The organism is Propionivibrio sp., from assembly GCF_016790145.1.
Taxonomy (GTDB): domain Bacteria; phylum Pseudomonadota; class Gammaproteobacteria; order Burkholderiales; family Rhodocyclaceae; genus Propionivibrio.
On record NZ_JAEUOI010000125.1, the window covers coordinates 1 to 6,128 of the forward strand.

General features: G+C 54.7%; 7 protein-coding genes. 2 read left to right on the forward strand and 5 right to left on the reverse strand.

The genetic code is table 11. The features are described 5' to 3' along the window. Positions 1-476 precede the first annotated feature (476 nt). Complete coding sequence (locus tag JNM42_RS10760) at positions 477-1,526, reverse strand: PD-(D/E)XK nuclease-like domain-containing protein (protein WP_294269315.1); 1,050 nt, start codon at positions 1,524-1,526, stop codon at positions 477-479. A gap of 171 nt (positions 1,527-1,697) precedes the next feature. Here JNM42_RS10760 and JNM42_RS10765 point away from each other — a divergent pair, with 171 nt between their 5' ends. After that, positions 1,698-2,783, forward strand: coding sequence for a TIR domain-containing protein (locus JNM42_RS10765; protein WP_294269318.1), 1,086 nt, complete (start codon positions 1,698-1,700; stop codon positions 2,781-2,783). Positions 2,784-3,099: 316 nt separating this feature from the next. Here JNM42_RS10765 and JNM42_RS10770 read toward each other — a convergent pair whose 3' ends face one another. Next, positions 3,100-3,594: a thermonuclease family protein gene (locus JNM42_RS10770; RefSeq protein ID WP_294269321.1), complete on the reverse strand. Its 495-nt coding sequence runs from the start codon at positions 3,592-3,594 to the stop codon at positions 3,100-3,102. Between JNM42_RS10770 and JNM42_RS10775 the strand changes: the two genes are divergently transcribed. Then, positions 3,578-3,919: a hypothetical protein gene (locus JNM42_RS10775; protein WP_294269324.1), complete on the forward strand. Its 342-nt coding sequence runs from the start codon at positions 3,578-3,580 to the stop codon at positions 3,917-3,919. The two genes, JNM42_RS10770 and JNM42_RS10775, sit on opposite strands and share 17 nt — an antisense overlap. A 104-nt stretch (positions 3,920-4,023) precedes the next feature. Here the strand turns inward: JNM42_RS10775 and JNM42_RS10780 are convergent, their stop codons facing one another. The 3 genes from JNM42_RS10780 to JNM42_RS10790 form a co-directional block, all read right to left on the reverse strand. Then, the gene (locus JNM42_RS10780; RefSeq protein ID WP_294269326.1) at positions 4,024-4,509 is read right to left on the reverse strand and encodes a putative molybdenum carrier protein; all 486 of its coding nucleotides are present in this window, start codon (positions 4,507-4,509) and stop codon (positions 4,024-4,026) included. 57 nt (positions 4,510-4,566) lie between these two features. Beyond that, positions 4,567-5,028 carry a surface-adhesin E family protein gene (locus JNM42_RS10785; protein ID WP_294269328.1) on the reverse strand — a complete coding sequence of 154 codons (462 nt, stop codon included), beginning with the start codon at positions 5,026-5,028 and terminating at the stop codon, positions 4,567-4,569. 197 nt (positions 5,029-5,225) lie between these two features. Beyond that, on the reverse strand, positions 5,226-5,816 hold the full coding sequence (locus JNM42_RS10790; RefSeq protein WP_294269331.1) for an HNH endonuclease: 591 nt from the start codon (positions 5,814-5,816) through the stop codon (positions 5,226-5,228). Positions 5,817-6,128 lie beyond the last annotated feature (312 nt).

The following is a 6,128-nucleotide window of genomic DNA, read 5'->3' on the forward strand; positions in this document are numbered from 1 at the left end:
TGGCGTGCGGAGATAATCTCGATGCGCCGGAAGCCTTGTTAAGCGGAACCCTCTTTTGGGGCCCGTTGCTTCGCGAGGTTTTGCCGGAAATCGCAGCGTATCGCTAAAACCGGAGGTTTCAAGACGCGAACAGATAAGTCGACAAAACCAGGAAACCCCCGCTACAACGTCGCAAGACGTTTAGCGGTGGGATTCTTCATTTGCTGTGGGGTTTGATTTTTGTAAAAGCTTCGAATTTTTCTCGATACCATAAACTTTCACCCATCCTCTTGATTGTGTGAAGTGCGGGTTGGGGCTTCGGTTCCTCGGCTGAACATCGTGGCAATTCACGCCGCTTAAGTGAAGCTCGGCTCGACGTTTGGGGTGTTTCTCGCCCAGACCGGGTCCCGACCGGGGCAGGGACTGCCGATGTTCTCAACCCTCACGGGCCGGATGGAGGCGAGCGAGAGACACACCATCCGGTGAAGCGGTGGCGCTTAACGGGCATAGCGTGGCCAATCCAGAAGGGCCAAATCGCCTTGCGGCTGATACGAGGGCCACGCGTCGGATTCACGACAGGCTTTCAGGGTGCGCAGTGCTTGCCTGAAGCGTCGTTGACCACGCTCCAGCATTTCTGACGGCGCACCGTAGAGCGCACATCCGTAAGGCACAGACTCTTCCACCGCAAGAAAAATGAAGTCGAAATCGCGCTGGAACACCATGCGCAATCCTTCGAGATAAACCGCTGCTTGCAGGTCGTACTCATAATTCACAGCGGCCCGGGCAAATGCTTCGGGTGACGCATCGACCGTTTTCTTCACGTCAAGGCAAATCCCTGTGCCATAGTCAATGCACAGGCTATCCGGACGGATTTTCAGCCAGATACCGGTGTCTTCGTCTTGCCAGAGCAGGGTGTGTTCAATCAATCCAGCCTGCAGCAGTGCAGCGGCCGATTGGTGCTGACTGACGCTGTACGCAATGCCTTCGAGCGTGACGAACTGATCGGGGGTCAGGATTTTCCGGTGTGCGTTGGCGATTTCGAATGCTTTCCACTCTTTGGATCGCTTGTCGCCGACCGGCGCAACAACGTACTCATGTTCGAAAAGCGCAGGTTCGAGCAAGCGGGAGTGCGTTGCCGTTCCCAGGAACATGGCCGGCGTTTCCTTTCGGTTTGTGCCGTCAAGATAGGCCTGGTAGTGCGCCGGGGAACGCAGTAGCTGTTTCAGGCCGGAGGTGGAGACACACGAACGGTCCGCGTGATAGACCTCATTCGGAATGTCAGGACGGCAATGCCATTCTCCATGGTTGAACAACGCCAACAGAGACGGAATATGCATTTCTTCGGGGGTGATCACTTCGGCCAGTGCGCTCATGTTGTTTCTCCAAACAGTGACTCCATTTTGAAGAAACACACCATCCATTTCTGGAATATCTTTGGTTCTGGAGGAACCGTCACGGCTACCGGAGGACTTTTTCTCCTCTTGTTCTTCGAAATACCGGCGAACTTGACAATACCGGCCAGGGGTTGGGATGGTGGCGTCCATCATGGTCGGCGGCGCACCCCAGAGGCAGGACGTGATGTACGACTTCCTGAGTTGAGCCGTCTTGAGTCCCTGCAATCCCCCTGGTAAATGTTCAGCCTTTATTGTGCTTACGGTAGTGGTAGTACCATAGTACTCAGACCCCAAATTCTGCGAGTTTGGGCTTAGAATCCCCGGATGGAGATCGATCGTATTTCGGACACGCCCGAGAAGTTCGTTCTCGTCACGGGCACCGGATGGACGAACGCGTTGAAGCGCCGCGTCGCGCGCATGATCGGCACGACGCTCGCTGAGGCCGGATTCGGTTTGGTCACCGGGAACTCAACCGGTGTCGACTATTGGGCGTCAGATGCTTTCTGCGCGGCACGAGCGGAGCGCGGTGAATCGGTCCCAAGCGCATTCATTCAGGTGACCCTGGGCGGCATGCGTTTTCTGCGGCGCGGCGGACTGCCGCTGCCCGGTTACGCGGCACCGCGTGCCTGTAAAGTTCCTGCACATAGCGTCGAAGCGTGGAAGCGCGAGGTGCTTGTCCGCAGCGATGCTGCTGTGATGGTCGGAGGCGGGCGAGGTTCACTCGACATCGCGCGCCGCTTCATCGAACGGGGTAGGCCGGTGTTTCCTCTCCCGTTCCTGGGTGGCATCACAGGCAATTCGGACTTCGTGTTCCAGGAGATCCTCAGGACCTGGGACGGCCATCCCGTGCCGGGCCTGAGTCGGACCCAATTCCTACGACTTGCCGAACCTTGGGTGAGCGGCACCGGCCCACTCGCGAACCTGCTGCGGGGTACCCTTGCCGAGACACCCGACGTGTTCATTTCCTATCGGCGCAGCGATGCACCAGCGGCGGCGGGGCGGCTCGCGTACGACCTCGCCGAGCATTTCGGGCAGCGTCGCGTTTTCCTGGACATACAGGGTATCGCACCAAGCCGGGCTTGGGACCAGTCCATCGAAGACGCGCTGCAGCAGTGCAAGGTGGGGCTCATCGTTATCGGCCGCCAGTGGCTGGCTCCGGGACGCGATGGCCAGACATCGCGGTTGCATGAGGAGGAAGATGTTGTTCGTGCCGAGATCACGGAACTGCTTCAACGGAAAAAGGCGATCTTTCCAGTGCTGGTGGAGGGCGCCAGGCTTCCGGACGCGTCGGAACTTCCCGACCCGCTCGATCCGCTGCTTCGATTCCAAGCGACCGCAATCGACAATGGAAGCTGGGGCGTGACAATGAATCTCCTCATTCGGGAAATGGAGGCTGTCATTGGCCTCTGAGGTTCATGGCGCTACGATAGGCAAATCGGGTAGATAAATTGGGCTGACCGGTTTGGTAGTTGCTTTGCTGACGTTGAACGACAGCGGCAAAGCGGCGAAGGAGGTCAGCCCGAGATGAAGAGTAGCAATAGAGAAGAAAGCCTGCGACGAGAAGCGAGGAAACTACGCCGCCAATTTGCGCAAGGCGGTCGAGGTGCATTTTCAAGGGTGTTGCCGATGGCCAACATGGCAACGGTGCTTGAAGAAGAATGCGGCGATTACCGGGAGCGCCTGTTTTGACTCATGCTAAGGAGCCGATTAATCGAGATTTAGAGAGTTACTTGTTGTGCCGCCACTCCCATGGCGGTGTGGGTTCATTATCACGCCACAAGCCGACGCGCTTGCTCCGCGCTTCTTCCTCGGCAAACGAATATTGTCCTCGCTCTTCTACGGGCTGTTCATTCGCATACTGCTTGTAGTGCCACGCCAAACCCAGTGTAAGCAACGCCATGCCTGCATCCAGGGTCTTCGGGCAATCAGATGCCTTGCAATCTGCGGAAGCCACCCAGACGCGCCCGATGGTGCGCTTGTAGCGGTCTTTTTTTCGGGCATCGACACGTACTTCCTTGCCGAAAACCATATCGGCCATGCGTTGCTTTGCAACGTTGCCGAAGGGCTGCTTCTTTTCAGGGGCATCTATTCCGGCAAGACGTATTTTGTGCTGCTGGTGCTGAGCGTCGAGGAGGGTGATCGTGTCGCCGTCCGCTATGGCAACTACTCGCCCCTGAAGGCTGTCAGCCAAGGCACAATGTGATGTGAGCAAGCTGATCAAAACCAATCCGAGGGAGAATCGTGTGGAGCCGAGCCATTCCATATTCAATGAATTCCGTGCTTACTGGCAATTGTCAGAAGAAATGATTGCCAAGGCCTCCAAGGATGATCTTGCCGAAGTGGCGCGCATTCTTGCCATGCAATCCGCACACTATGCACGCAAATACGGGGAATTGCAGTTGCCTGACCTCGCAAATCTTCTATCCGCAACCCACATCGACGATGAAAGTGCCGGTTTGCTGCGTGACGGCGCGGAGGCATTGGTCGGCGTGATGGCGATGGTTACAGGGGTTGGCGGTGTCGATATTGATGCAACGGTGCAGTGATTTTTTGGAAGTTGGCAATCGTTCGTCAGACGGTAATGGTATGCATGCCAGAAGCCGGGGGTCGATCAGTCCTGTTGATTTCAATGCGCCTTGGCTGGCTCGCATTACGCGGCTTTCGCTGCCGAGTCGAGGAGTGCATTTGTTAGAGAATAAATGCCGGGGCGCTTGCTCTCCCGTGGGCCGGCAACGTTTAGGGTGGAGATCGACTCACGTCTCAGCCAATCCAGAAGTTGCTTGACTTCTTCGGCACCCACGCCGGAATCAAGCGTCAAGACAATATAGGGTTTGCCTAGTTTTTGAGCGAGTTTCGCAGTTGCGAGCGTTCCTCCCTCCAGTTTCCCAAGGTTAACAATAAGCGTGCCGTCGCTATCCACCACGTTTTGCCGAGTTCGCTGGAGGTAACCCGCCGATTTGGTTTCTTGCAGCAGATATTTCGCATCCAGTGGGCCGTCTTCGGCTTTTCTACCCCGAGGACACCATCCCCCATGAGGAACATTGTTATGGATGGCCCAATCGAGTGCGATCCGATCTGCCCCCGACTGTCCACCGAAGATAATTCGAGAAACAAGGTTCTGAAGGGATGACTTCATTTCCGCAGTATGCGTGTTCGACAAGCCCAGAGGAAGGGTGATGGCGTGAGGGCTACATCAGCTTGGACTTTTACTACAAACGACATTCCACATGATCACGCCATGGGTTCCTGGTATGACAGGCTCCCAATCGGACGGATTGGGTTCGGTAAGCACAATCACCCCATTTCCCATGGGTAGGGAGTAACCCAAAACAGTGAGAAGCCTGCTTCGTACGTTACCGCAGTCATATTCGGTTTGAGATTTCACGGACTGAAACAAAACGCCATCAACCACTTGGGGTTGCTTCAAATCAACCATATCCCACATCCTGACGGTTTTGCCCTTCTTGCGAATGGTAGTCAGGTCAGCATACGCGTCCGATGTTTCGCCCCAGTATACCTGTACCCATTCTGCCATCACGCCGGTGCTCATCACTGCCAGGAGCAGCGGCAGGATTGCTTTGACCAGTGTCTTCAATAAAAAAATGTCGGGAAGCAAAATAATACCGTTGATATGGGCGAGTGACGTCCGTCGCATTTTAGTTCTTGGTTCGCGTAATTAAAAGCAGCCCGGAACTCGCTGAACTTCCTTCTTTTGGTATCGCCAATAATTTGCCGTTGATCGCGACTTTCAGCTTGCCGTTACTGCTGCTACTACCTGGGAGAAAGAATTACTGCCGCTCAAGCCGTTCATCAATCTGCCCAGGGAAAATCGAAGGTCAGGGGCAGGGAAAGTCATTTTGGAGGGAAGCACCAATTATTTTCGATCCGATATCCGAGCTTCTTTACAAGATTGGCGAATGTCTTTTCACCATATTTCTTGACAGCAAAACCGTTTATCAGCTTCCGCACCTCGATGCTGATTGCGGTCAACATCGCTTTGTCACCGCCATTCACCACAGCAGCTTTTGCGAATGCATCTTGAAGCGGCTTACGGAATTCGGAAGGCTTTATCTCGGGAGGAGGTTTTTGATTTGTCGCCTTCGGTTGCTTTGCAACTGAGGGATGACCTGCCGGTTTTTTGGCAACAGGCGGTTTGGCAGGAGCAGAGGCAGTCACTACAGGCGCAGGTTTTTTGACTGGAGCGGGTGGGCAGTCAATCCTGCCACCCGCATTGATGATCGCGGTTAGCTTTTCCTTCGGCGTGGCATTCCCGAAAGCTTGATTAATTGAATGGCAACAAGCGACGGTATTCGCTTCGGTATTGTCACCGCCAAGCGCTTTCGCAATCACGTGGTCAATCGTGGCGTTTTCAAGTGCGAGCTTCTTACTACAATAGAAACACTTTCCACCCTGGATCATCAATAGTTTAGCGACGTTTGCCATCAAGAATAGATTGAAACCTTTTTCCAGGACGATGAATATGGCATTGTAACTTTAGTCGATCCAACTCGGTGTAACTGTCCGGGGGTGTGAGACGAAGAAATTGTCCAGTCTGCCCCTATGGCGCATCAACAGACGACGAGGGCCCGACGGATGCGATCCGAAGTCCGCCTTCAATCGACTGTTCATATTCTTTGATCTGGACGAAGTGGCTCAGCACGACAAAATGAATCCTTAAGGACTTTTGTCGCATCGAGTATTCCTTCTACGCACCCTGCGTCCTCAGCCTGATGCCACATCGAGTATTCCTCCTTC

Coding starts and splice junctions, on each gene's coding strand:
- JNM42_RS10785 (WP_294269328.1), bottom strand. CDS start 5,028: ATGCGACGGACGTCACTCGCCCATATCAACGGTATTATTTTGCTTCCC.
- JNM42_RS10765 (WP_294269318.1), top strand. CDS start 1,698: ATGGAGATCGATCGTATTTCGGACACGCCCGAGAAGTTCGTTCTCGTC.
- JNM42_RS10780 (WP_294269326.1), bottom strand. CDS start 4,509: ATGAAGTCATCCCTTCAGAACCTTGTTTCTCGAATTATCTTCGGTGGA.
- JNM42_RS10760 (WP_294269315.1), bottom strand. CDS start 1,526: ATGATGGACGCCACCATCCCAACCCCTGGCCGGTATTGTCAAGTTCGC.
- JNM42_RS10790 (WP_294269331.1), bottom strand. CDS start 5,816: ATGGCAAACGTCGCTAAACTATTGATGATCCAGGGTGGAAAGTGTTTC.